The organism is Kordia periserrulae, assembly GCF_003054265.1.
Lineage (GTDB): Bacteria > Bacteroidota > Bacteroidia > Flavobacteriales > Flavobacteriaceae > Kordia > Kordia periserrulae.
Window position 1 is genome coordinate 175,411 of the sequence record NZ_QBKT01000004.1, and the last position, 25,249, is coordinate 200,659.

At 35.4% G+C, this 25,249-nt stretch carries 23 protein-coding genes; 18 read left to right on the forward strand and 5 right to left on the reverse strand.

Annotated elements, in window-relative coordinates; all coding sequences use genetic code 11:
• Positions 1-4 precede the first annotated feature (4 nt).
• The 4 genes from C8N46_RS09680 (at position 5) to C8N46_RS09695 (ending at position 4,113) form a co-directional block, all read left to right on the forward strand.
• Positions 5-442 carry a toxin-antitoxin system YwqK family antitoxin gene (locus C8N46_RS09680; protein ID WP_108114697.1) on the forward strand — a complete coding sequence of 146 codons (438 nt, stop codon included), beginning with the start codon at positions 5-7 and terminating at the stop codon, positions 440-442.
• 157 nt (positions 443-599) lie between these two features.
• A complete protein-coding gene (locus C8N46_RS09685; RefSeq protein WP_108114698.1) occupies positions 600-1,709 on the forward strand; it encodes an alkene reductase in 1,110 nt (369 codons plus the stop codon).
• A gap of 13 nt (positions 1,710-1,722) precedes the next feature.
• The gene (locus tag C8N46_RS09690) at positions 1,723-2,775 is read left to right on the forward strand and encodes an NAD(P)-dependent alcohol dehydrogenase (RefSeq protein ID WP_108114699.1); all 1,053 of its coding nucleotides are present in this window, start codon (positions 1,723-1,725) and stop codon (positions 2,773-2,775) included.
• A gap of 273 nt (positions 2,776-3,048) precedes the next feature.
• Positions 3,049-4,113, forward strand: a complete 1,065-nt coding sequence (locus C8N46_RS09695; protein WP_146169784.1) for a transglutaminase domain-containing protein — start codon at positions 3,049-3,051, stop codon at positions 4,111-4,113.
• A gap of 208 nt (positions 4,114-4,321) precedes the next feature.
• Here the strand turns inward: C8N46_RS09695 and C8N46_RS09700 are convergent, their stop codons facing one another.
• Positions 4,322-4,612 carry a hypothetical protein gene (locus C8N46_RS09700; protein ID WP_108114967.1) on the reverse strand — a complete coding sequence of 97 codons (291 nt, stop codon included), beginning with the start codon at positions 4,610-4,612 and terminating at the stop codon, positions 4,322-4,324.
• 322 nt (positions 4,613-4,934) lie between these two features.
• On the opposite strand from C8N46_RS09700, the gene C8N46_RS09705 reads away from it, so the two are divergent.
• Positions 4,935-7,121, forward strand: coding sequence for a hypothetical protein (locus C8N46_RS09705; protein WP_108114701.1), 2,187 nt, complete (start codon positions 4,935-4,937; stop codon positions 7,119-7,121).
• Positions 7,122-7,194: 73 nt separating this feature from the next.
• On the opposite strand, the gene C8N46_RS09710 is transcribed toward C8N46_RS09705, so the two are convergent.
• Complete coding sequence (locus C8N46_RS09710) at positions 7,195-8,007, reverse strand: hypothetical protein (RefSeq protein WP_108114702.1); 813 nt, start codon at positions 8,005-8,007, stop codon at positions 7,195-7,197.
• Between the two features lie 453 nt (positions 8,008-8,460).
• Here C8N46_RS09710 and hpf point away from each other — a divergent pair, with 453 nt between their 5' ends.
• The 10 genes from hpf to C8N46_RS09760 all read left to right on the forward strand — a co-directional run bounded on the left by hpf (position 8,461) and on the right by C8N46_RS09760 (position 18,842).
• Positions 8,461-8,766 (forward strand): ribosome hibernation-promoting factor, HPF/YfiA family, encoded by a 306-nt coding sequence (gene hpf, locus C8N46_RS09715; RefSeq protein WP_108114703.1) that lies wholly within the window; start codon positions 8,461-8,463, stop codon positions 8,764-8,766.
• 54 nt (positions 8,767-8,820) lie between these two features.
• Positions 8,821-9,486 (forward strand): SDR family oxidoreductase, encoded by a 666-nt coding sequence (locus C8N46_RS09720; protein WP_108114704.1) that lies wholly within the window; start codon positions 8,821-8,823, stop codon positions 9,484-9,486.
• A gap of 182 nt (positions 9,487-9,668) precedes the next feature.
• Positions 9,669-10,559 carry an EamA family transporter gene (locus tag C8N46_RS09725; RefSeq protein ID WP_108114705.1) on the forward strand — a complete coding sequence of 297 codons (891 nt, stop codon included), beginning with the start codon at positions 9,669-9,671 and terminating at the stop codon, positions 10,557-10,559.
• Positions 10,560-10,598: 39 nt separating this feature from the next.
• Positions 10,599-11,555: a DUF1353 domain-containing protein gene (locus C8N46_RS09730; RefSeq protein WP_146169785.1), complete on the forward strand. Its 957-nt coding sequence runs from the start codon at positions 10,599-10,601 to the stop codon at positions 11,553-11,555.
• A 659-nt stretch (positions 11,556-12,214) separates the two neighbouring features.
• Positions 12,215-12,418 (forward strand): hypothetical protein, encoded by a 204-nt coding sequence (locus tag C8N46_RS09735; RefSeq protein WP_146169786.1) that lies wholly within the window; start codon positions 12,215-12,217, stop codon positions 12,416-12,418.
• Between the two features lie 12 nt (positions 12,419-12,430).
• Positions 12,431-13,321, forward strand: coding sequence for a phosphoribosyltransferase-like protein (locus C8N46_RS09740; RefSeq protein WP_108114708.1), 891 nt, complete (start codon positions 12,431-12,433; stop codon positions 13,319-13,321).
• A 6-nt stretch (positions 13,322-13,327) separates the two neighbouring features.
• Positions 13,328-13,666: a hypothetical protein gene (locus C8N46_RS09745; protein WP_108114709.1), complete on the forward strand. Its 339-nt coding sequence runs from the start codon at positions 13,328-13,330 to the stop codon at positions 13,664-13,666.
• A gap of 170 nt (positions 13,667-13,836) precedes the next feature.
• Positions 13,837-14,874, forward strand: coding sequence for a reverse transcriptase family protein (locus C8N46_RS09750; RefSeq protein WP_108114710.1), 1,038 nt, complete (start codon positions 13,837-13,839; stop codon positions 14,872-14,874).
• A 419-nt stretch (positions 14,875-15,293) separates the two neighbouring features.
• The gene (locus tag C8N46_RS09755; RefSeq protein ID WP_108114711.1) at positions 15,294-16,514 is read left to right on the forward strand and encodes a multidrug effflux MFS transporter; all 1,221 of its coding nucleotides are present in this window, start codon (positions 15,294-15,296) and stop codon (positions 16,512-16,514) included.
• 147 nt (positions 16,515-16,661) lie between these two features.
• Positions 16,662-18,842: a T9SS type A sorting domain-containing protein gene (locus C8N46_RS09760; RefSeq protein WP_108114712.1), complete on the forward strand. Its 2,181-nt coding sequence runs from the start codon at positions 16,662-16,664 to the stop codon at positions 18,840-18,842.
• A 289-nt stretch (positions 18,843-19,131) separates the two neighbouring features.
• On the opposite strand, the gene C8N46_RS09765 is transcribed toward C8N46_RS09760, so the two are convergent.
• The 3 genes from C8N46_RS09765 to C8N46_RS09775 are packed head-to-tail and all read right to left on the reverse strand — an operon-like array spanning position 19,132 to position 22,641.
• Positions 19,132-20,352, reverse strand: coding sequence for a bifunctional alpha/beta hydrolase/OsmC family protein (locus C8N46_RS09765; RefSeq protein WP_108114968.1), 1,221 nt, complete (start codon positions 20,350-20,352; stop codon positions 19,132-19,134).
• 60 nt (positions 20,353-20,412) lie between these two features.
• A complete protein-coding gene (locus tag C8N46_RS09770) occupies positions 20,413-21,975 on the reverse strand; it encodes a protein adenylyltransferase SelO (protein WP_108114713.1) in 1,563 nt (520 codons plus the stop codon).
• Between the two features lie 33 nt (positions 21,976-22,008).
• Positions 22,009-22,641 carry a hypothetical protein gene (locus C8N46_RS09775; RefSeq protein WP_108114714.1) on the reverse strand — a complete coding sequence of 211 codons (633 nt, stop codon included), beginning with the start codon at positions 22,639-22,641 and terminating at the stop codon, positions 22,009-22,011.
• Here C8N46_RS09775 and C8N46_RS09780 point away from each other — a divergent pair.
• The 3 genes from C8N46_RS09780 to C8N46_RS09790 all read left to right on the forward strand — a co-directional run bounded on the left by C8N46_RS09780 (position 22,640) and on the right by C8N46_RS09790 (position 25,160).
• A complete protein-coding gene (locus C8N46_RS09780; RefSeq protein ID WP_108114715.1) occupies positions 22,640-23,344 on the forward strand; it encodes a pseudouridine synthase in 705 nt (234 codons plus the stop codon). The genes C8N46_RS09775 and C8N46_RS09780 overlap by 2 nt on opposite strands.
• Before the next feature lie 35 nt (positions 23,345-23,379).
• Positions 23,380-24,516, forward strand: coding sequence for a sodium:calcium antiporter (locus C8N46_RS09785; RefSeq protein ID WP_108114716.1), 1,137 nt, complete (start codon positions 23,380-23,382; stop codon positions 24,514-24,516).
• Positions 24,517-24,596: 80 nt separating this feature from the next.
• On the forward strand, positions 24,597-25,160 hold the full coding sequence (locus C8N46_RS09790; protein ID WP_245896798.1) for an ExbD/TolR family protein: 564 nt from the start codon (positions 24,597-24,599) through the stop codon (positions 25,158-25,160).
• Positions 25,161-25,249: the final 89 nt, after the last annotated feature.

Consider the following 25,249-nt stretch of genomic DNA (forward strand, 5'->3'; position numbering starts at 1 on the left):
CGCTATGAAACATTTCTTTACAATTACTTTATGCTTTTCCATGACATTCGGATTTGCCCAAATAGACACCTTACAACAAAAAATGCTTCCCATGAGTGCTACAATCGAAAAACCATACAAAGTAGGAAGCGTATACTTTAAAAAAGGCACAAAAACACCGTATACAGGCGTTTTGTACGGTAAATTTGATAATGGAAAGTATCTCACCTTGCAAGAATATAAAAACGGAATCGGTAATGGTACTTACATTAATTATTACGAAAATGGCAATCCGAAAGAAGTCGGAACGTATGTAGACAATAGAGTAGAAGGTCCTGTAAAACTCTACCATTCCAACGGAAAACTTAAAGCTTCAGGCACATTTAAACACTGGAAACGCCGAACAGGTCTTTGGACCTTTTATGATGAAAATGGTGAATTCATCAAAACCATTTCATACTAAAACAGTACATTTGTATGCTATTTTCAACGCTTTGGTTCTTCTAACGACCTATTTTTAATCCAATCCATACAATTGTTAACCTGATTGGTTGAATGATTTAGAACTTTGTTTATTGTTTCGTATTTTTGATTAAACAAAAAATTAAACTATATAAAACATGAACAATCAACCACTATTATCATCATATACTTTACAGGGTTTACAACTCAACAACCGCGTTATTATGGCGCCGATGACACGTAGTAGAGCGGACAATGAAGGAAATGTTCCTACCAACGATTTACACGGTTTGTATTACGAGCAAAGAGCTTCTGCGGGATTAATCATCACAGAAGGTTCACAAGTTTCCAAAGAAGCTGTCGGCTATATCAATACGCCAGGAATTTACGCTACAGAGCAAGTAGCAGGTTGGAAAAAAGTAACAGAACGCGTGCATGCGCGAGACGGAAAGATTTTTATTCAATTGTGGCATGTGGGACGAATTTCGCATCCCGATTTTCACAATGGAAACTTACCATTAGCGCCATCTGCCATCAATCCGGAAACAAAATCGTACACTCCAGAAGGCAATAAAGACACGGTAACGCCCAAAGCAATGACACAAGAAGATATCGACAGAACTATTCAGGATTTTGTCAAAGCAGGAATGAACGCCATGAAAGCTGGATTTGACGGCGTGGAAATACATTCGTCTAACGGATACTTATTTCATCAGTTTTTTACCAAATGTTCCAATACGCGTACAGATAAGTATGGCGGAAGTATTGAAAACAGAGCTCGATTTTTCTTTGAAACCTTAGACGCGCTTAAAAAAGTAATGCCTGAAGAAAAAATAGGTGTTCGCTTTAATCCTTCGTTACATGGTCTGTTTGGAATTACGATTGATGAGGAAACCATTCCAACTTTTGAATACATCGTTAAAAAACTCAACGATTACAATTTGGCATACGTACACTTATCAGAGCCTTTTACAGATGTATCTGAAGTAGAACACGCTGTAACTAATATTGCAAAGCATTTTCGCCCATTATACAATGGAACATTGATGATTAACACCAATTTTGATCAAGAATCTGGAAATAACGTCATTGAAAACGGTGATGCAGATTTAGTCGCTTTCGGAAAACCGTTTATTTCCAATCCCGATTTGGTAGAACGTTTTCGACATGGTGTTGCCTTGGCGGATTGGGATAAAGATACATTTTACACCACTGGAAAAGAAGGATATACAGATTATCCAAAAGCAACTACAAAAATTAACTTATAAAAAAACAAACAAAATGACAACAATAAAAGCATACGGAACAAAATCGGCAGAAGCTGATTTGAAAGAATTAGAAATAGAAAGAAGAAATATTTTAGAAAATGATGTCAAAATAGACATTTTATATTGTGGCGTTTGCCATAGTGATATTCATGCCGCACGAAACGATTGGGGAAACTCAACCTATCCATTAGTACCTGGACATGAAATCATAGGAAAAGTAGTGGAAGTTGGTAGCAGCGTTTCCAAATTCAAAGAAGGTGACTTGGTCGGCGTTGGCTGTATGGTCGATTCTTGCCAAAAATGTAGTGCCTGTGAAGACGATTTGGAGCAATTTTGCGAAGAAGGCATGGTAGGAACGTATAATGGAAAAAATGTCCATACCGGAAAACAAACTTTCGGAGGCTATTCTACAAGTATTGTCGTAAAAGAAGATTTCGTATTAAGCGTTCCTGAAAATCTAGACACCAAAGGTGTTGCGCCATTATTATGTGCGGGAATCACCACGTTTTCTCCACTAAATCACTGGAATGTAAAAAAAGGTGACAAAGTAGGCGTGATTGGACTTGGCGGATTGGGACACATGGGAATCAAATTTGCACATGCTATGGGCGCAGAAACCATCATGATTACGACATCGCCTGAAAAAGCAGATGATGCCAAACGATTAGGTGCTGATGGCGTTTTGATTTCCAAAAATGAAGATGAAATGGCAAAACACAAAGGAACTTTTGACTTCTTACTAAACACCGTTCCTGTAAAACATGATATCAATCCGTATTTGAATCTTTTAAAACGAGATTCCACAATGGTCATGGTTGGCGCTATTGAACCTTTAGAAGAAATGCATGGAGGAAATCTAATCATGGGACGAAAAAGAGTTGCTGGTTCGCTGATTGGCGGCATTAAAGAAACCCAAGAAATGCTAGATTTCTGTGGAGAACACAATATTGTGTCTGACATTGAAATGATAGACATGCAAGATATTAACGTTGCTTTTGATCGTGTGACAAATAATGATGTAAAATATCGTTTTGTAATTGACATGGAAAGTTTAAAAAAAGCCTAGATACTGAATATTTAGAAACCATAAAAAACGCATAACCTTTTTTAAAGGTTATGCGTTTTTTGTTGTTTGTTTTTTGACGGTTCGAAGCGTCATTTTGAACTTGATTTAAAACCTTATTAGAGAGAGCTTCAATAGTGACTTTATGTGATATTAATTCAAAGTTAAGATGATTAGAGTAATGTTACGGACTAAAAAAGCATAATAATTTTTTAAATTGTTAGTTTTTTTAATTGAAAATAAATTTAGAAATTAACAAAAAACTTGGAAACACTCATGAAATACATATTCCATTTTGCGCTACTATTGTGGATATTCCAAATTGATATGTCGCATAATAGCAGCACTTTTTCTTCAAAAATAGTTGATGCATCTATTGTAAATCATAAACCCATAAATTCTTTTGAAGCAGTTGATTCACATGCAAAAAATTGCCCAAGCAATGTAGAAAAAGATATTGTCAGTTTAGCAGAGTATTTAGGGGAAATTTGTACAAATGATTTAGAAAAAGCAAGAGCTATTTATGTTTGGTTAGCCTACAATATTGATTATGATGATTATGCGTATAACTCAGGAAATTATAAAGATTACGATGCGAAATCCGTATTGAAAAACCGAGTTGCAGTGTGTGAAGGATTTAGTAATTTGTACTTAGCTTTAGGTAAAGCTATGAATTTAGAAATCAAGAAAGTTTCTGGTTATGCTAAAGGATATGGCTACAGTTTGAATTTTAAATTTAGAGATTCCAACCATGCATGGAATTTGATTAAGATTAACGACGAATGGAGATTTTTTGATGCTACTTGGGCAGCAGGAGATGGTATTACCGTTGGTGGGAGATTGAAGAGTAAGAAAAAGTTTGATGAGTTCTGGTTTAATCTTGATGCGTACACTAGTATTTTTACACATTTGCCAGAAGATAAAAACCTTGTCACGGTCAATCCAAAAATGGATTTAAAAACTTTTATGAAGTTTCCGAATGTTGGAAAAGGGTATTTTTTGTTGGGATTTGATAGTTATAAAACATATAAAAAAATTCACCAAACCAAACATGTAAAGTTTCCTAAATGTAGTACTCTTGATATTCCTGCTAAAATGATTTCCGCTCCAAAGTACAAAACCCTAAAAGCTCAAAAAAGTATTGATTTTAAATTTGAAATTCCAGAAGCTGATCAAATGACGATTATCGATAGTAAAAACAACTGGACTTATTTTAAAAGAGAAAACGGCGTCTTTACACTATCTTACACTCCAAAAAACCTCGGAGAACTACATATTAGCGTAAAGCAAACAAAACATGAGAAATCGTATACTCTATTGATGACTTATCAAGTAAGATGATAAAAATAAGGAATATAACATTAGTTCGTCATGTAAAACTTGATTTGACATCTCATACAAATACTATTGAAGCTCACGGTGATGAGATTTTGAATCAAGTTCAAAATGACGTCTAAAATCATCAAATAAAAACAATAGAAAACGCGTAATCAAAAGTTACGCGTTTTCTATTTCTAATGCCTATTCCCTAATACCTACTACCTAAAAATCACGATACCGTTTCAATATGATTGGTATTGCGCTCCAAATCAGCATTTTCATCGCTTCCTTGACTGTACAATTGATTTTCTTCATCTTTGATAGAAGTGGTTTGTTTTCCGTTTGGCAAATCTCTTCCAGGAACATCTAAATCTTTCCCTGTAAAATCTACTGCTTTTTCACGATTTCGCAACATTCGGTCATCGCCACCGTCAGTTCTTGTGTTTTCGGTACGTTCACGTAATGCTTGAGCATCGTCTTTAGTAATATTAGAATTGTAATTGTTGTCTTTATTTTTCATAATCTTTCTTTTTTTGTTCATTCTAAATATACTATCCTCTATAGAATTAGCTTGACACAAACGAAAGAATCATTGATGCAAATACATTTACTCGATAATCGAGATTAAAAATGCTCCGACGCTTGTGTGTCAAAATGTTTTAATAGTTTCTACTAGATGCTTCGTAGGCTTGCCCTGAAGTAGTTGACTATTATATTAACAAATTCAGTATGATGCGCTAGGTGATTCTATGTAATTTTTAAAACACGGTAAAAAATATTAGGATAACTACAGAGTAACTACTAGTTTTAGAATAAATAATACAAGTAATCACCAAACTATTATGACTACAATTCCTCAGTTTTTGGCAAGTCAACATTACCTCTTGCCGCGCTATTTTCCAGAAATAACTATTGCTCAACCTCAAATTTTGCAGAACAATGGCGATCAAATCAAAGTGACCGCTACAGTGATGCCTTTCCAAAATGGGCAATCCGCATTTTATTGGATATCTGAGTTAAAAATCTTTTTGAGTTTTGTTGGATTGCAGTTGCAATCAGGAAAATTTGGCATCACATTTACCTATACCAAATCACAAAATACACTCACAATTGCTTATGGAATTCAAAATTTCAGTATTCACATTGATGGCGTGAATGCAGACATAGATACGCCAACACTTGATATCACGTTGAATCTTCAGTCAGCAGATACCATTATAGATTTCTTGGGATACGTGAACATCTCTGCGTTTGATTCAAAAACGTATCCTGTATTGCTTAATTTTCAAGTAGATTTTACCAACAAAAGTCTCAGTTCTTTTGCGGGAAGTCTTTCACATACATTTTCAAAACCCAAAGAATTACTTTCGCTTCCGCCAGAATTGAAAGGCTTGACTTTAAATGCAGAAAGCTTAGGGATTGAAGCAGGAATGATTGTTGAACCGCCAATCGCTTTATTAGGGATTAGTGCGAGCGGAACAGTAAAAACAGCAAAGGAAACGCTACACGTTGATGATTTTGCTATTATTTGCACACCCGATGCTGACTTTGCACCATTGTATATATCATTTTCATTTGGAGAAATTACACTCGCAGAAGCATTACAGTTTGCAAATCCTTCAGCAATGAAAGTAGAAGCGTTAGCCAATATTCCAGTTGTTTTAAAAGAACCTGAGTTTACATGGTGTGAAAAATCAGTGCCGTTAATTAATGGTACTACTGCTTCTCCTGGTATTTCATTTCAAGGAATGGCAGACATATTTGGATTTCAAGTATACGCTTCTTTTAAACAAAACAATGGACAATTTCAATCATGTTTATTACAGTTTGATGGTCCGCTTACGTTTTCGCTTCACGGAAAAAATATTCTTGCGCTAGCAGGGGAAGGAAAAGCGATTTTAGGAAATCCTGAAGTTAAGAATTGGGAAGTACCATTAAATTCTGAAGATGCTTATAAAATTAAGCATAGCCAACCAAAAACTATTTGCAAAAGCGGTGGAGCTGTAATCAATGTAGATACCAATGATCATGAAATTTTTGGAAGTGCACAGGTTACGTTCTTGAATATGGAAATGGGCATTGTAGATTTGAATGTAAACGAGCATGAAATATCGTTTGATACTCGAACTCAAATTTCCCATTTTATACATCAAAGCATACAATTTTCTCTTTATGATAATCAAGTATATGTTGCGTATACTTCTCACGTAGATGTGAAAATTCCATTACTTGAAAACATGGGCATATATAATTTCAATAATGATATCGCTGTAGCAAGTACCATCACTCATTCTAATTTTATGGCAGAAATACAATTTGAATTGATGGGGACTACTCACAATATTTATTCCATTGATATTAGCCATTGTAGCTCAATAGAAGAAATACAGGAAGTGATTAACAATCAACTCATTGAAAAACTTCCCGCGATACTCATGGAGTATTTAATGGCGAATCCATTACAGCTCATCAAATTATTCCAAACGGGACACATTTTAATAGAGAAAATAGAGCAAGCCGCTACATTTTTAACGTCGATGCTGCAAAAATTAGGCATTCCCATTCCTGATATGACACCTTATATTAGTGAAATAGGGAAAATGTATCACATTTCCGCGCAACAACTTACGGAAGCTATCAAATCATTATATGGTGAAAGTGAAGTCGTGATTAAGGAAACAGGGAAAATGCTGCTTAAAGTTCCATATTTGCCTTCTAAGGAAGTAGCTGCAGCATTAAAGACAACATTTAACGCTGGGCAAGAATTAGTTACTGAAATTTTTTATGGTGTTGGTATAGGAGCGAAAGAAACCGCTGAAATATTAGAAAACATATATGGTATGAGCGCAGAAGGTATTGCCGATTTGATGAAACAAGTAGGGTATACTGCCGATGCCATTGGAGAAGCTTTTGAAGAAGTAGGAGGTAAACTTGTTAAAGTTGGTGAAGAAATCATAAATCATGTTTTTCACTTCTTACCGTGGAGTCCGTTTGACTTTGATGCGGAAAAAAAGGAAAACTCAAATTAAGATACAAACGTAAAACTGTCTAAAAAGGAAAATTTCGTCTTTATAGCCTTTTTAGACAGTTTTAATAGTTGTTTTATTGAACACAATCTCCATCAACAATATTTTGAAATGTCGGATTGAATTGATTATCAAACACATTATAAATGGTCAAGTCTAAATTGCTTTGTAAGGAAGTTTGCAATGCGCAATAATCGCTCAACGAATCATTTCCAAAGATAAAAACGGTGTTCTCTACAGAAGTCAAGCCTTCTAATGCCGTTAGCGAGGTCAAATTGTCGTTGTTGATGATTTGCAATCGTATGATTTCGGTAAGATTTCCCAAACCTTCAAGCGAAGCCAAACCTGTATTTTTAATGGTAACTTCATGAATCACTTGCGGATTGATATTGCTTAATGCTTCAATAGAAGTCAACGCAGGATTGTCAATCAACACAATGGCACCTCCAGAAAAGAAAGTTTGCCCTGTAAGAATCGGATTTGCGTCAATTCTGTTCAAACTTGTCAATCCGTCTAAAGAGGTAAGGTTTTGATTGTCTCTAATAATCAAACCAGACGTGACGCGTAAGTTGGACAATCCGTCGAGAGATGTTAAAAATGGATTACTTTGTATTTCTATCTGTCGTCCAACACTTGTGATGGTACTTAATGGAGTTAAATCAACAATATCTGATGGAACAGGTGTATTGGTTCCTGTAAAAAAGTCACCAATTACTAAAGTTCCGCTAATGACATTATAGCCTTGCGTACCAATAGCATCCACATCGGCTTGCGTTTTTAAGACTAAATTCCCGTTAAATACAATTGCGGGAGGTGTTTCAATGGTATCATCAGCCGAACAGCCAATTATACATGAAGCAATTAGAAATAGGAAGATAATTTTTTTCATAACTATACATTTTTAACTAGATGTAAAAAAATACAAAAGGTTGCGTTTTATAACTTTCAAAGTGAGTTAGATATAAGAAATTCCTGTTTTTCACTTAATTTACTAATAAATAAACACTTGTCAGTTCGAGCGCAGTCGAGAACGTTAAGAAAAACTAAAGTTTCAATCGAATCTCTGTAGCTTCGCTCGGTAGCTACGATAATGCTCGATTTGACATTTGGCATAAATCGCTCATAGAGAAACGTATCTTAAAATTATTACATTGAACTCACGTTACTTAGTTTCTTGAAAATACAAAATCTTACAAAACAGACAAAATTTAACAGTTTAGCCGTAAAAATAATACAAAAAAGCAAATGAGTTCAAGGAAATAGCATTCGAGCAAAGCAGATTCTTTTTGTGAGGTTATATTGAAATAAATTCAATTATTAACTAAAAAACAGAGAAAAAACTATGGAAATTATATTCGAATACGACGGCGTAACCGCAAGTGAATCTTTAGAAACATTCGCAAGAGAAAAATTAAACAAACTAGGAGACAAATATCAAATGATTATTCGTGCCGATGTGTTTTTAAAAACTGAAAATACGACATCAACCGACACAGGAATGATTTGCAATATTCGTTTGAGTCTTCCTGGACCACGTTTGTTTGCGGAATCGAGCAATGATTCGTTTAGAGAATCGATTGTAGAATCGATTAGCGAGTTGGAACGTCAGTTGCGCAAACGTAAGGAAATGATGAAAACGCACGCATAGAATATAATTGTATACACTAAATAATTAATCACAAATAAAAAAAGAAAAGATAGCATGAAGAAGCATAAAGAAAATGTATTGGTTGCCGGAGCTACTGGTGCCACTGGAAGAAAAGTAATTAACTTATTAAAAGAATCACAATATTTTAATCCTGTTGCGATGATTCGAAAAGAATCACAAAAAGCACAGTTTGAAATGGACAATATTGAAACGGTTTTGGGCGATTTGGAAGAAGATGTATCACACGTCACTAAAAATATTGACAAAGTAGTGTTTGCCGCTGGATCGAATGGTAAAAAAGTAGATACTGTCGATAGAGAAGGAGCAAAACGCTTGATGGATGCTTCTAAGAAAGAACGTGTGCAAAAATTTGTCATGTTAAGCTCTATGGGCGCAGACAAACCTGAATTGGCGGGCGAATTGCGAGAATATATGGAAGCCAAAGCCAACGCCGATGATTATCTACGTATCAGTACGTTAGATTATGCCATTGTACGTCCAGGTGCGTTGACAGATAAAGCAGGGATTGGAAAAATTCAATTGGGCGATAGCTTAGATAAATCTGGTTCTATAAGTAGAGATGATGTTGCACAAACCTTAGTGCGTTCGTTACACGACAATGCAGCTCACAACAGAACTTTCGAAATCTTAACTGGAGAAACCTTAATTGGAAAAGCCATGGACAAAGTCGCAAAACGCGATGAATACGTGATTTCATAACTTAATAATCATATTGAAAAAGAAAAGCCTGATAGCAAATTTGTTATCAGGCTTTTCTTTTGGAGCGTATTAAAGAGTATCATAGCTACATCCAAAAGAAGAACATTTAAAAAATTAAACCCTAAAAAAAATAGGCGAGAAGTGACGCGAAGGTTGTATTTTTGCGCTTTACTTTTTTGCACATGAAGCCAATCTCGTCTAGAGTCCTCATTATTCTTGCGTTTATCGCGATTTACATTATTTGGGGAAGTACGTATTTGATGAACAAAATTGCGGTTACAGAGTTGCCGGCGTTCTTTTTAGCATCCTTTCGTTTTTTATGTGCCAGCGTATTATTGTTTGGAATTGCTGCCCTTTCGGGGAAAAAACTCACCATTACCAAACGTCAACTTCGAAACTCCATTTTTGTCGCTTTTCTATTTATGGTGTCAGGAAACGGATTGTTTGTGTGGGCATTAAAGTTCTTAGATAGCGGATTTGCCGCTTTATTAGCGTCTACACAACCACTTTTTGTATTGCTATTGATGCGATTAATTGATAAAAAACGCATGCGTCAAAAGTCCATCATTGGAATCGTTTTCGGAATTGTGGGTATGTATCTCTTGGTAAGTCAACGCGAATTGGTTACGGATGAAGACACCTTGCTAGGAATCTTCATCATATTCTCTTGTGTGATAGGCTGGAGTTACGCCAGCGTGTTTGTATCCAAAGCCGATTTGCCTAAAAATCATCTCATCAGTACAGGCTATCAAATGGGTATTGCCTGTTGTATGTTGGCAATTATAAGTCTGCTAATAGGCGAGGAGTGGACATCTCCATTGGCGTGGAGCACCGATGTACAATGGTCAATGGCATTGCTGATTATTTTTGGAAGTTTGGTAGCATTTACCGCATTCAATTATCTCTTAAAACAAGTTTCTACCGAAAAAGTTGCGACGGCTTCCTATGTAAATCCCGTTGTAGCCTTATTTTTAGGTTGGTGGATTTTAGACGAAACACTCACCACACAATCGCTCATTGCTGCGGGAATCTTATTGATTGGCGTGTATTTTATTACCTCGCGGAAGCGGTAAGTCAATTTTAAAAAAGGTTTGAAATATTTTCTGTATTTTGTGAGTGTATTCAACAACAACTACACCATGCAAAATGAAGATTTATATCACGTTTTAGATTTAATATACAACCGTTTTGATGCTTTTCAAGTACTTTGGAGCATCTATACCACCGTAGTTATTGGACTTATTGCAGCCATGATTTCATTTCCAAAACATGTGTCTTCATCATTGGCGCGTGTTATTGTTATTATCGGATTTGCTGTTTTTGCGTATGCAAATTATGGCGCATTGCATGATGTAAACGAAGAACGACGAATTCTTTACAAAGAAGCAGATGCAATTGCGACTGAACTTCAACAAAAAACAGGTGAAAAACGTAACTTATATGCACTTGTGCAAATTGACCAAGGGCAAAAAGGGCAGAAACTAGAGAAAGTACAGCGTAAAAATAAGTTACTACTATTTCACACAGTTTTAGACGGTTTGATGATTCTTCTCATTTGGTTTGTTCCGAAAACACTTGTGGCGTTGCGACCGTTTAAATCGATTTCAGAAACTCGAATTTACATCAAAGGTTCTAAATTGCCCGATCCAAAAATCAGTTGGAATCAACTCAGTAAAATTTGGATTTTAGAAGAAGAAGTCAACGTAAACATCAACTCAAAACAGGCTTCAAAAGTTGTTGGCGTAAAAATCCCCAAAGGATTTAAGTTTGATTTGTCAACAATTCCTAGATTTTTGTGGGGACTTGTCGCGCCATTTGAGCTTTCCATCATTGCGCCTTTGGTACATGATTTTCTATATGTCAACAAAGGAAAATTAAAAATCAACAATCAAAAAATGCTAAGTCTTGCCAATGATTCTGAGGAAGGCGAAATCATTCATATCAGCAGGCACGAGGCAGATTCTATCTTTTTAGAACACATGAAATTAGAAGGCGTCGGATTCTTAAAACGTTGGATTGCATACTTTGGCGTTCGTTTAATTGGTGGAATATTTTGGAAGGAGAGCTAAGTTGAACGAAGCATTGTTTTCTAACAACTTTCTCATAAAACGGAATTCATACATTCAACAAATAAAATCAAAATAAAGTATAACCTTGTACAATCCTTACTTTCGGTTGATTAATCTTTCTTTTCGGTTACATAAAGAATCTTTTGCTCAAAACAATCCTAAAATTCGGTTCAACAATAGAAGCGAAGCGGTTCATTCATCAATTTTTAGAGTTGTTTATTATTTCCCTTCGGTTGCACAAGCCCTTAATTTCTATAAAACATCCAAAACAAAGATTACACAACCTCAAAGAACCTATCATCAACCGCTTTTATGGGGTTCTGTTAGGGGTAACAATCTTAATATGACCGTTTTTGTTTTGTGTTTAATCGCTCTGAGATATTGATGAAGCGTTATTTGTGCTCAAATTTTAAAAAAAAGTTATTACTAGAAAGTTTCTTCACGAAAGGTAATAGAATAATTTTTACACAAGTGACGCCTGCACTGAGCTTGCCGAAGTGTAGGAGGGAAGTGGAATAGTCGTTGAATAGGATAAGTATTACTTAATTTTTTAGTTTATGAAGTTTTTTATAAAATATTACTTGTTAAAAATTAGTATATTTAGTTATTATTTTAATAATTTCAAATTTTCAATTATATCACTATTTCTAAATAAAAATATGAATAAATACGAATTAAAAATTGTATCGGTTATTGATAATTCATCAATTGTTTTATTACAATCGTTTCTTTATGCTAACAATGAAAGTACAGCAAATATTATGGCAGATAATATTTTTAACAGTTATCTAGATAATAGCAATTGTACAGAATATTATGAAGGTATTATAGTTCAAAAACAATTAAATATAATTGAAAACTAGACTATAAAATGAATGAAGAAAAAAGAGATTGAACCTGTAGAGCTTATTAAAATTGAACAATTATTTCAAGATAAAGATTGGGAAATTGAACCAGATTTAGATATTAGGACATCATTATATCAAAAATTTGTTGATAGGTACGAAAGGATTAAAAAGACTGACAGAACATTGTTTATTGAACTTTCTAAAAGGTTTTTAAGAATAAAAGAAAGTGAAGTGTATTCTATTTTTAAAGATTCATATAATCAAATTTACGATGATTATTTAGAGTCATTTAATAAGATTTATATACTTCCATTGGTAGAGCCATATATAGATTTAAAAAAAACGACCAAAAATAAAATAGCTAGACCAAAAATAAAAAGTGGAGAAAAAATAAAGTTATTTATTGAATTGAATGAATATAGAGAGTTGAAATTTTCTCAGAAAATTAACTTACCTGATAATTTTTCTTTAATTGAAAAGTCTTTTGATGAAAAAAGAGATTTATTAATTCTTGTAGATGATTTCATTGGTTCAGGAAGAACTGCAAATGACATTCTTAAATCGATATTTACCAATACAAAATTTAACTCTGATAATATAATTATACTAACATTAGTAGCACAAGAAATTGGCGCAAATTCAATTTATGATACGAATAGAGTTGTTACATTTTTTAAATATTTAAAGCGAAAAGCAGTTAGTGACTTTTATAAAGGTAATGAATTAAAAGAAAAAATGAATCAAGCAATTTCTATGGAAGAAACTATAAATATTCCAAAACAATGGAGTCTAGGTTATGAGAAGTCTGAAGCTTTAGTTTCTATTATGAATAAAAGCCCAAATAATACTTTACCAATCTTTTGGTATGAGACTAAAAATATGATTGCCCCATTTAAGAGATATGTTAATTATAAGTAAAAAAGAATGGAAAAGGAAAATGCTTTTAATGAAGAAGAAATAAAACTACGAGTCTTGCTAATAATTGAAAAAAATGGAAGTATTGATGACCTCTACAATGCAGGATTTAAATATTTTCAAATCACTAAATTTTTAAAAGAGGAAATCTCAAATAACAATGCAGAATTCGTAGATGATAAGTTAGTTATTACAAAAAAAGGAATAAAAGAAAAACAAAGATTAATTGAGTTATTAAAAATAGAAAAACTTGAAAAATTTGTAATGCCACAATTGTCTAGTAAGAAAATAGATTTGATAAATCTAAATGATGTATTTATTCCCTCTGAAGACGAATTAACATTTTGAAAAAAATAAAAAAAAAGCTATTTTTGTATTGGATATGCGAGTCGTAATATCTGTATAGGGAATATAATTTCAGAGCAGTTCCGAATCAAATACTCCTCCAGAGTCGTCGCATTTGATTCGGCCTTCCAAAATATTGGGACCTTCGGGTCCCATTTGAGATTTAAATAACTATGAGTTTTGAAATTTATACAAGAAAGTTTAGGGAAAAGGCTGAGAATTTAGGTTACTCAGAAAGCAATATTGTTAAGTGTATTGATTATGCTAGTCCAATATATGAAAAAGGATTACCTATAATTTATAATCTGACTCATTTAAGCAGATTAGTTGGGTATGAAAAAAATTATATTATTCAAGCTGCTATAGCATCTAAACATTCAGAAGCATATTATAGATATCATAAAGTTTTAAAAAAAAATGGAGATGTTAGAAAAATAAAAGAACCTCTACCTAATTTAAAAGCAATTCAGTATTGGTTATTACATAATATTTTGGAAAAAATTGAGCCTAGCGCTTATGCAAAAGCATATGTAAAAAAGCGAGGTTTAAAGCAAAATATTAGATTTCATAAAGGTCAAAAAAAAGTACTATCCATAGATATAAAAGATTTTTTTCCTTCGATTACTTTTGAAAAGGTAGAAAATATATTCTTAACTATAGGTTACTCCGTAGAATTATCTAATTACCTAGCTAAACTTTGTTGCCTTAAGGAAAAATTACCTCAAGGAGCTCCAACTAGCCCGTATATATCTAATTTAATTTTTAAAAATATAGACGAAATAATAGCTGTTTATTGTAAAAATTTAAACATAAGATATACACGATATGCTGATGATTTAACCTTTTCTGGAGATTTTGATGAAACATCTTTACTTAATTATATAAATGAAATTATGACAGAAAATAATTTTATTCTGAATAAAGATAAAACTAAACTTATGCTTTATAGTGAAAGGCAAATAGTTACAGGAATAGTTGTTAATGATAAACCTCAATTAGATAAAGAAACAAGAAAAGAAATTAGACAGCATTTGTATTATATAAAGAAATATGGTCTAGAATCTCATATGGAGAGAAATAATATAAATAGTAATACATTTTTAACTAACCTAATGGGGAAAATAAGTTTTGGCTTGTACCTAAATCCGAAAGATGAACATTTAAGAGATTCTATAAATTATTTGTCTCAACTTTATAAACAAATAATGTAAGATCATTTCACTTAAACTTCCCAGTTCCATAATTAACTTTTAAAATCTATAATTTCATCTTTTAGTTTCTTATTCACATTTTCAATAAATTCATTTTAAAGTTTCACAATACACAAAATAATCCAATCGCTGAGAATCGCGTATTTAAAAAATTATTGACAATCGTACAGAATATCACAATTAGGCTAAACTCAAAGCAATCATAGATTACACAATACAATTACTCTATAATTTATATTATGTTAAATAGAAAATTATACGAAAACAGAACACATCACCAACAATCCCAAAGCACACCGCTCTATCCCAAACAACAAACTCCAAACATTTAAAAGAAAACCCTAAAGCGCAGCGACCAAAAAACAAACAACAAAAAAACAAACAACGAACAACCCAAAAAAACACCGTACTTTTGCAAAATGATTTCAAAAAAGCAATCGCAAACGGAATTTATTCTCCTTATGGCATCGCTGATGTCCATTGTAGCACTGTCCATTGACGCCATTCTTCCAGCGCTAGACGTTATTGGAAATTCTATCGGAATTACAGACGACCGAAACAATCAAATGCTCATTACCATGATTTTTCTAGGTTTGGGCTTCGGACAATTGATTTTCGGACCGCTTTCCGACAGTATGGGACGAAAACCGATCATCTATATCGGGTTTACAGTATTTGTACTCGCTAGTTTTATCTGCGTTCTAGCGCCAAATTTGGAAATCATGATTATTGGGCGCATTCTACAAGGTATCGGATTATCCGCTCCAAGAACCATCAGTATTGCGATGGTTCGCGATAGTTTTAGCGGTGATTATATGGCAAAAATCATGTCGTTTATTGTCGCGATTTTCATCTTAGTTCCTGTCGTTGCACCTGCTTTAGGAAAGCTTTTGCTCGATTCGTTCGGTTGGGAAGCCATCTTTAACAGTCAACTAATTTTTGGTGCAATCATCATGATTTGGCTTTGGAAACGACAACCCGAAACACTTCACCCAGAACATAAAATAAAACTATCTAAAGAATTATTTATCAATGGTTTAAAAGAATTTATGAAATTTAAAACCTCAATTGCGTTTACCCTAATTTCTGGATTCATCACAGGTTCGTTCATGGTCTATCTAAGTGCTTCGCAAGACATATTTCAAAATCAATACAATCTCAAAGAAGAATTTCCATACATCTTTGCCGCACTCGCCATTTCGGTGGGTTTTGCTACATTTTTAAACGGAACATTGGTGCTAAAATTCGGAATGTACAAATTGGTTCGTGCGTTTTTAATCGCGTTCACCACCATTCCACTCATATACCTACTATTCTATTTTGGAAAACCAAATCCTAACGCATACGTATTGGTAGCTTTCTTTGCCATTCAGTTTTTCTCTATAGGTTTCCTTTTCGGGAATTTACGCTCGTTGGCGATGCAACCTGTCGGACATATTGCGGGAGTCGGTGCCGCTATCAACGGATTTGTCTCAACAATCATGGCAGTTCCGATTGCAACCTATATTGGACGATTCATCACAGATACCGCTTCTCCTCTATTTATCGGATTTTTAATTTGTGGCGTAACATCTATTGGAATTTTAATCATGCTAAAAAAATCAGTTACTTCGGAGGCAATTCCACGAAGCATCAAGTAGAAACTATTGAAACATTTCGAGGTAAACGTCGGAGCATTATAAATTTCGATTATCGAGAGAGAAAAACAGCTTCATTGTCAACCATATAAGTTTGTAAAAAAACAATCTTTTACCTAAGTTTACGGCGAAACCTAGACTGACCAAAATATGAAAAAGATTATTATTGCAGCTTTCATAAGTATATTTCTTAGTATTCCCTTTGTAAACGCACAACATTCGGTAGCTCGTGACTGGAATGAAGAATTGTTGAACGCCATCAGAAACGACTTTGCGCGTCCTACAGTACACGCACGAAACCTATTTCACAGTGCCATTGTCATGTATGATATTTGGGCTGTATTTGATGCTACATCAGAAACTGTTTTTTTAGGAAAAACCTTTGGAAACTACACAAGTACCTTCAACGGAATCGCTACACCGACAGATGTAGATGCTGCACGACATGAAGCCATGAGTTACGCAATGTTCCGATTGCTAAAACATCGTTTTCAAAATGCTCCTGGCTACATTGCTTCATTAAATTCATTTGAAACACTACATCAATCGTACGGCTATGATATCAACTTTACATCAACCGATTACAGCACAGGTTCGTACGCCGCTTTAGGAAATCACATTGCGGATGAAATCATAACATTTGGTCTGCAAGATGGTTCTAACGAACAAAATGATTACGCTAACGAGCACTATCAACCCGCGAACAGTCCGTTAATTCTCGATTTATATGAAGATAATGACAACATCAATCCGAATAAATGGCAACCACTAGCTTTTGATGTATATATAGACCAAAGTGGAAATACATTTCCGCTAAATACACCCGCATTTTTAAGTCCAGAATGGGGAGAAGTAACTCCTTTTGCGTTAAAACCGCAAGATTTACAAATCATCAATAATGGATTTGATTGTTATGTGTATAACGATCCTGGAGCGCCAGAATACATTCAAAACTCTAATGAAGATGGTATTGACGATCCGTACAAGTGGCACTTTGCGCTCGTTGCTTTATGGTCGTCTCACTTAGATCCTGCCGACAATACCATGATTGATATTTCGCCAGGCACACTTGGAAACTTGCCGCCATCCGCTTTTCCAACGACATTTCAAGAATATCAAGCGTTTTACGATATCATCAATGGTGGCGATCCAAGTACAGGACATGCTATCAATCCTGCGACAAATATGCCGTATACGCCACAAATGGTGAAAAGAGCAGATTACGCACGTGTGTTGGCTGAATTTTGGGCTGACGGACCTGATTCAGAAACGCCGCCAGGACACTGGTTTACGATTTTAAACTATGTAAGTGACCATCCACAATTGGAAAAACGTTTGAACGGTACAGGACCAATTTTGAGCGATTTAGAATGGGATGTAAAATGTTATTTAGCGCTCGGTGGCGCGATGCATGATGCGGCTGTGAATACATGGGGAGTTAAAGGCTATTACGATTACATTCGACCAATTTCTGCAATACGATACATGGCTGCCAAAGGACAAAGCTCCGATGCTTCCCTTCCAAGCTACGATCCACATGGTTTGCCGTTGATTCCTAATTTTATTGAATTGATAGAAACGGGCGATCCGTTAGCAGGAACCAATGATGAAAACGTGGGGAAAGTAAAAGTCTATGCATGGAAAGGACCAGACTATATCACTGACCCAACTCAAGATATTGCAGGTGTTGACTGGATTTTGGCAAGTAGATGGTGGCCATACCAACGTGGAACCTTTGTAACGCCTCCGTTTGCAGGATATCTCTCAGGGCATTCCACCTTTTCAAGAGCGGCTGCAGAAGTCATGACATTATTAACGGGAGATGAATTTTTCCCTGGCGGAATGGGAACTTTTGACATTCAACAAGATAACTTTTTAGTGTTTGAAAAAGGACCGAGTGCTTCATTCACATTACAATGGGCAACCTACCGTGATGCTTCTGATCAAACAAGTCTATCAAGAATTTGGGGCGGAATTCATCCACCAATCGATGACATTCGCGGGCGTATCATCGGAATCCAAGTGGGCGTTGATGCTTTTAACAAAGCAAATAACTATTTCAACGGCGTATTAAGCACTGAAGAATCTACACAAAATACCACAAAAGTATATCCAGTTCCATTTACCAATCAACTCACAATTCAAACCGCAAACGAAACCATTTCCAAAGTAGATTTATACAGTATTGAAGGACGTTTGGTGTTTACAGAAACCATCAACGCCACTCAAAAAACGATAGCCATTCCAAACCTACAAGCTGGTTTGTATTTCTTAAAAGGATATGATACTGCAGGAAGAATACTGCTTCAAGAAAAAGTGATAAAGAAATAGACGAATTTAGATTGTTAGACTTGTTTCTGCTTTCGCATAAATCTCATAGACACGCATTGCTTTCGATTGTCTTGCTTGAAAAAACATCATCTTTTCAAATTCAATTTTAAAACAACGTCACTTCGAGTGAAATTTCGTAGAAATTTTGTATCGAGAAGTACTTTGAAGTTATACATTTTAAATGCTAAATATTGAATTGAACAAAGCGAAAAAGGTCTAAAATCTAATAGCAAAGCGGTCTAGATTCTAACAGCGTAGCGAACCTAAAAGCAAAGCACTTCTAACAAATCTACTCCACTATCTCACTCTCAAAAACCACCTGACTCTCCAACGTACGATGCACCGGACATTTCGCAGCAATTTCTTTTAAGCGTTCTTTCTGTTCATCCGTCAAATTTCCGACGAATTTGAGTTTTTTGGTGATAAAATCTAATCGTGTGGGTTTTTCGAGTTCGATGCCGAGTTCGGTATTTTTCTTTTTACTGTGTGAAATATAGACGAATACTTCTTGTAAATCCCACTGTTTTCGGTCAGCGTACATTTTGAGTGTCATGGTGGTACATGCCGCCAAACTCGCGTACAACAATTGATATGGCGACGGACCAAAATCATCTCCACCAACAGAAATAGGCTCGTCAGCAATCAAATCGTGGTTTTTCATCTGAATTTTCGTGGTGAAATTATCTTCTACCAAATTCAAATGCGCGATTAATTGTTCGCCTTCTGTATCCAGCATTTCATTGTACTGTCGTGGAAAATAACGGTCTACCCACGCTCCTATCATATTTCCGGCATACACACTATCGCGCTCTTTTAGCAACAAATGATCGGCATTATCTAACGAAATAAAGCTTTTCGGGTGATGTGCTTTCACATACAATTCTCTAGCATTTTCAATTCCGACAATCGTATCTATCGGTGAATGCATGATGAGCAATGGTTTGCGAAGCTTTTTTACAATCGCAGGCAAATCCGTTTTATCAAAATCGTTCACAAACTCTTTATTAATCACAAAAGGACGCCCACCAATATTTACTTCTGTTTCTGTGTTTTCTGGAAGTTCGTGAATATCATGCGAGAATAAATGTTTTACATGACTTACGGTAGATGGTGCTCCAATGGTTGCTACAGCTTTGATATCGTCTAATTTAGAAGCTGCAACCAACACTGCCGCGCCACCAAGCGAATGTCCCACTAATAAAGACGGCGCATCATAATTTTCTTTGATAAATTCATGAACCGCCAAAATATCCGAAACATTCGCAGAAAAGTGACTTTCGGCAAATTCGCCTTCACTCCTACCCAAGCCTGTAAAATCGAATCGAACCACGCCAAAACCGTGAGTCGTCAAGGCTCTACTGATATTTTTTACCGCAGAGAGTGTACTGCTACAGGTAAAACAATGCGCAAAAATAGCGTAGTAATTGGGCTTTTGATTGGCAGGTAATTCTAAATAAGCGTGTAATTGATGTCCGTTTTTATTAACTATTTGGAGTTTAGTACTTTTCATAGGATTGTTTTTATCTGCGTGCGTTTTCACATAGATTTAGTACGTTAAAAATACGAAACATTACGAACTACACGAAAGCATGCTACAACCTACTTTATTTCGCGCCCATTCAGGTCGTTTGGCGTACCATTTTTCATATTCGGGTTGTTCATTGTACGGACGTTTTAGCAATTCGTACAATTCTTCAATCACCGAATAATCGCCTTTATCTGCCGCATCAATGGCAAGTTGTGCCATATAATTTCGCAATACATATTTCGGGTTCACGTCGTACATGTTGAATTTTCGCGTTTCGTCTTTGCCTTCTTCCAAATGTAATAATGAAAGATAGTTTTCAAACCATTTCAGCCACGCAGCCGTTACTTTTCCTGCTAATTCCAGAGGTTTATAGAATGAAATATGTACTTTTTGAAACGCTTCTTGAGCTGTATTTTTCTTTTGTACACGCGGCAATTCACGAAAAAAGATGGTCATATCCGTCTCTGTGAGTTGAAGATTTTCTTCTAAATCTGCAATCAATTGCTCCGTTTTTGCGTTGATTTGCGTTAAACCGAGCTTTTTTGACATCATTTCCACGTATTTTTTATCAAAATCTTGCTGATAACCTTCCAAAATCGCTTCCAAAGGCTTGGCATCTTCAATAAGTGGATAGAGTGCATTTGCGAGTTGAATCAAATTCCACAAGGTAATTCCAGGCTGATTTCCATACGCATACCGATGATTTCTGCTATCGGTCGTATTTGGTGTCCAATTTGGATCGTAGCCTTCCAACCAACCGTACGGTCCGTAATCGATGGTCAATCCTAAAATAGACATATTATCGGTGTTCATCACACCGTGTACAAATCCGACGCGTTGCCAGTGTAATACCATATCGAGCGACGCATTTACTACGTTTTGAAAAAAGGCAATGTATTTTTCTTTTCCTTCTGCTTGAATGTCTTTATAAAAATGTCGAATCGTATAATCTGCCAGATTTTTAAGGTTTTTATGATCTTTTCGAGCAGCAAATAGTTGAAAGTTTCCAAAGCGTACAAAACTTGGTGACACTCTACACACAATCGCTCCTTTTTCATATTCCTGATTGCCATCGTATAGCATATCACGCAAAACGTCGTCGCCCGTCAATACCAACGAAAGTGAACGCGTGGTTGGAACGCCCAAATAATGCATCGCTTCACTGCACAAATGCTCTCGGATAGACGAGCGCAATACTGCCAAACCATCTGCTGTACGCGAATACGGCGTTGCTCCTGCTCCTTTCAGTTGCAATGTCCACTGTTTGCCATTGGCACGAATTTCCGCTAAATTAATCGCTCTGCCGTCACCTAATTGTCCTGCCCAATGTCCAAATTGATGTCCGCCATAACACATCGCATACGGTTGTGTTTTTGGATAGACTTTTTTCCCTGAAAATACCGCTAAAAACTCTTCGGATTGCGTATCATTTTCCAAATCGAGCATTTCCGCCACTTCATCGGCCACGTGAACCAGTTTTGGATTAGACGGAATTCGCGGTGTCACGTACGAATAACACGCTTCAAACACTTTGCGTCGTGTGTTGTTTTTGTTGGAATCTGCAGGCAATTCTTTATTGAAGGTATCTTTTATATTGAGTTTCATGTGTAGCAATTCTTGTGATGTAAAGATACTACATTACCGACTATTTCTAGCAAGTACTTTTTTCATATCATAAATTATGAAATCTTCAAGTAATGCTTTGGGATTAAAACTGGAAAAACTAAAATCATGTGAATCATGCTGGATATGTTGCCATTCTTCAAAACAAATCATTCCTTGTTTTTCTCCTGTTAATACTAAAACGACATGACAATTATACGCATCGTCAAATGTATTAATAGCGATTTCTACACAGTCAAAATCTTTTGAAAATTCTTGATAGAGTTCATCTACCATTGGATAATTAAAAGTTTCTTTGATAATATCAAATTCCAAGTTTTCGATTTCAGAATAGGAAAATTCTAAATCTAACAGAAGTTTAATAAAATCCTTTGTAAGTGCTACCTTGTAATGAAAATAATTGTATAAACAATCGTAGAAATCTTGCTGCAGTAACATCGCTTTTCCAAAACCAATCTCATGCGCAAATTGCTTTAAATTCTCTGGATATGTAACATTAAAATTCGACGCTAATAATAAAAATTCTACATCCGGCATTTTTCTACGTTCTGTGTCCTCATAACTTAGAATTTGATATTCCAAGTCAAGTATTTCTCTTAATTTTTCCGTCATGTTGTAAAAATACAATAGTTTACTAGTTTTGTGCATGATTTTATACGAAGATGATTTTGTAATTGCTGTAGCAAAACCCAATAATGTATTGGTACATCATTCGTCGATGGCGCGAAATCAGTCGGAAGAGTCAACGTTACTCGAATTACTTTATGAAAAGTTTGATAAGCACTTCTACCCGATTCATCGTTTGGATAGAAAAACCTCTGGAATTGTGTTGTGTGCGAAAGAAAAGGAATATGTTTCTGCGTTTCAGCACCTTTTTATGACGAATCAGATTGAAAAAGTATATTACGGTGTTGTCAGAGGATTTTCTCCCGAAAACGGACAGATAGATTCTCCCGTAAAAGGGCGTGATGCGAAGGTGTATAAAGATGCTTTGACAGCTTTTGAAACCTTGGCAACGGTTGAATTGCCAATTGCCGTGAAACCTTTTGAAACGTCGCGGTATAGTTTGGTGAAATTGTTGCCTAAAACGGGCAGAATGCATCAACTGCGCATACATCTCAATAAAATCAACCATCCACTCGTTGGCGATCCAAAATACGGCGATCGTTTTCACAACCGAATGTTTCAGGCTGAATTTGATATTTCTGAGTTGTTTCTACATGCAGTTTCGCTCTCGTTTACACATCCTTTGCTACAAAAACTAATTTTCATTCAGTGTCCATTCCCAAGACATTGGCATACTTTTACAGAAAAAAGTCATTGGAATGCGAGTTCGCTATTGAAAGTCTAACGAAAACTGTAGTTTTGCAACTTAATTGATTTTTGATGGAACTACTTTCTGCTTTAGGCTTAATTATTATCACATGTATTGTGATTTGGCGCGCGTGCGACGGCTTTGAAATGGCTTCTGATTATTTGGGGAGAAATTTGAAAGACGGCATCAAAGGCGCTACCATTAATGCCATTGGAAGCAGTTTACCAGAATTATTTACCACACTTTTTTTTCTTTTTGTATTGAAAGATAAAGATGGATTTTCGGGCGGCATCGGAACAACGGCTGGAAGTGCGGTTTTTAATGCAATGATTATTCCCGCAGTGGTAATTATGGCTGTGATTGGAAAAGGAATTGTTGACCGAATTCAAATTTCAAAAAAAGTCATCAAACGCGACGGAATTTCCTTGATTTTGTGCGAAATCGTACTCATTCTGCTGATTTCTGATACAACTTTGGACTGGTATCATGGTTTGACATTGATGATTTTGTACGTTATATACATTACCTATATGTTGGTGAGTCAAGGAAAAGGAAGTGTTGATGATGACTATGAAGCCAGTGCTAATGGCGGCAATCGTGCAGTTGCTTTTTTTCGAGGAGATTTTGCCACAACCGTATTAGGAAACGGCACCATGAACCGTAAAAAAGCGTGGTTGCTACTGCTAATTTCTATCTTTTTTATTGGAATTGCCTGTTATTGGTTGGTGGAAGCGTGTGAGCAATTCGGAAATGCTGTAAACATGCCTGTGTATTTTGTTTCCGTAATTTTAGCCTCTGCCGCGACGAGTGTGCCTGATACGATTATTTCATGGAAAGACGCGATGAAAGGAAATTACGATGATGCTGTTGCCAATGCCTTAGGCAGCAATATTTTTGACATTTGTTTTGCGCTAGGTTTGCCATTGTTTTTGTTCACAATTATCAACGGACCAATTACCATAAGTAACGATACTTTAGAGAACATTAGTCAATTGCGTGTATTACTCTTAATCATTACTATTATTGCCTTTTTTGTGTATCTGCTTCCAAAAGCTATCAAAAAGTCACATGGTTATTTTTTGATAACCTTGTATGTCTTATTTGTAGTGTATATTGTGTGTAAAGGAATGGATAGTGAACTAGCGATTATCTCTAGCATTTCTAATCTACTTTCGTCTATTTCAGAAGTTTTTAGCTCGATATTTTAAAATTTGTAGTACTCTTTTTCAAGTAATTTCGGCACTACTTTTGATGTTAACATTTCATTAACATTAAAACCGATTTTAGTATGAAAATGTCCAGAAACACCAATTCCGGCGTAAACGCAGGCTCTATGGCTGATATTGCGTTTTTATTATTGATTTTTTTCTTAGTAACAACTACGTTTACCGAAGATGAAGGCATTAAAGGTGTCATTCCCAAACCTTGTCCCGAAGGCGTTGATTGCAATTCCGAAATTAGAGAGCGGAATATTTTTACCATTCAACTCAACCAACAAGATGAATTATTGGCAAATAACGAGTTGATTTCTTTAGAAGAATTAAGAGAAGATATCAAAGCTTTTGTGGATAATAACGGCGACAGTTCGTGCGCGTATTGCAACGGTTCAAAGGATAAGCATTCCTCTGAAAACCCACAAAAAGCAGTAATTTCCATCAAAACAGATCGCAGAACTTCTTATAACACGTACATTAGCGTGCAAAACGAATTGATGGGCGCGTATTTTGAATTGCGGAAAGAATTGAGCAAGCAGAAATTCAACAAAGCTGTAGAAGATTTGACCGAAGAAGAGCTTAAAATTCTTCAAGAATCCTATCCATTTCGAATAACAGAAGCCAAAATGGAAGAATGATTCGGAAATTATTTTAAAAGTCCAATCACAATATTGTGTTGGACTTTTTGTGTTTTTTGCTAGAATATACCCGTGAAATTTTCCATCGA

What these genes read in the sequence shown, in the direction of transcription:
- C8N46_RS09690 (WP_108114699.1), top strand. Translation starts at nt 1,723, where the DNA reads ATGACAACAATAAAAGCATACGGAACAAAATCGGCAGAAGCTGATTTG.
- C8N46_RS09735 (WP_146169786.1), top strand. Translation starts at nt 12,215, where the DNA reads ATGAATAAATACGAATTAAAAATTGTATCGGTTATTGATAATTCATCA.
- C8N46_RS09760 (WP_108114712.1), top strand. Translation starts at nt 16,662, where the DNA reads ATGAAAAAGATTATTATTGCAGCTTTCATAAGTATATTTCTTAGTATT.
- C8N46_RS09685 (WP_108114698.1), top strand. Translation starts at nt 600, where the DNA reads ATGAACAATCAACCACTATTATCATCATATACTTTACAGGGTTTACAA.
- C8N46_RS09780 (WP_108114715.1), top strand. Translation starts at nt 22,640, where the DNA reads ATGATTTTATACGAAGATGATTTTGTAATTGCTGTAGCAAAACCCAAT.
- C8N46_RS09725 (WP_108114705.1), top strand. Translation starts at nt 9,669, where the DNA reads ATGAAGCCAATCTCGTCTAGAGTCCTCATTATTCTTGCGTTTATCGCG.
- C8N46_RS09750 (WP_108114710.1), top strand. Translation starts at nt 13,837, where the DNA reads ATGAGTTTTGAAATTTATACAAGAAAGTTTAGGGAAAAGGCTGAGAAT.
- C8N46_RS09705 (WP_108114701.1), top strand. Translation starts at nt 4,935, where the DNA reads ATGACTACAATTCCTCAGTTTTTGGCAAGTCAACATTACCTCTTGCCG.
- C8N46_RS09740 (WP_108114708.1), top strand. Translation starts at nt 12,431, where the DNA reads ATGAAGAAAAAAGAGATTGAACCTGTAGAGCTTATTAAAATTGAACAA.
- C8N46_RS09680 (WP_108114697.1), top strand. Translation starts at nt 5, where the DNA reads ATGAAACATTTCTTTACAATTACTTTATGCTTTTCCATGACATTCGGA.
- C8N46_RS09695 (WP_146169784.1), top strand. Translation starts at nt 3,049, where the DNA reads ATGAAATACATATTCCATTTTGCGCTACTATTGTGGATATTCCAAATT.
- C8N46_RS09790 (WP_245896798.1), top strand. Translation starts at nt 24,597, where the DNA reads ATGAAAATGTCCAGAAACACCAATTCCGGCGTAAACGCAGGCTCTATG.
- C8N46_RS09770 (WP_108114713.1), bottom strand. Translation starts at nt 21,975, where the DNA reads ATGAAACTCAATATAAAAGATACCTTCAATAAAGAATTGCCTGCAGAT.
- C8N46_RS09720 (WP_108114704.1), top strand. Translation starts at nt 8,821, where the DNA reads ATGAAGAAGCATAAAGAAAATGTATTGGTTGCCGGAGCTACTGGTGCC.
- C8N46_RS09745 (WP_108114709.1), top strand. Translation starts at nt 13,328, where the DNA reads ATGGAAAAGGAAAATGCTTTTAATGAAGAAGAAATAAAACTACGAGTC.
- C8N46_RS09755 (WP_108114711.1), top strand. Translation starts at nt 15,294, where the DNA reads ATGATTTCAAAAAAGCAATCGCAAACGGAATTTATTCTCCTTATGGCA.
- C8N46_RS09700 (WP_108114967.1), bottom strand. Translation starts at nt 4,612, where the DNA reads ATGAAAAATAAAGACAACAATTACAATTCTAATATTACTAAAGACGAT.
- C8N46_RS09775 (WP_108114714.1), bottom strand. Translation starts at nt 22,641, where the DNA reads ATGCACAAAACTAGTAAACTATTGTATTTTTACAACATGACGGAAAAA.
- C8N46_RS09765 (WP_108114968.1), bottom strand. Translation starts at nt 20,352, where the DNA reads ATGAAAAGTACTAAACTCCAAATAGTTAATAAAAACGGACATCAATTA.
- hpf (WP_108114703.1), top strand. Translation starts at nt 8,461, where the DNA reads ATGGAAATTATATTCGAATACGACGGCGTAACCGCAAGTGAATCTTTA.
- C8N46_RS09785 (WP_108114716.1), top strand. Translation starts at nt 23,380, where the DNA reads ATGGAACTACTTTCTGCTTTAGGCTTAATTATTATCACATGTATTGTG.
- C8N46_RS09710 (WP_108114702.1), bottom strand. Translation starts at nt 8,007, where the DNA reads ATGAAAAAAATTATCTTCCTATTTCTAATTGCTTCATGTATAATTGGC.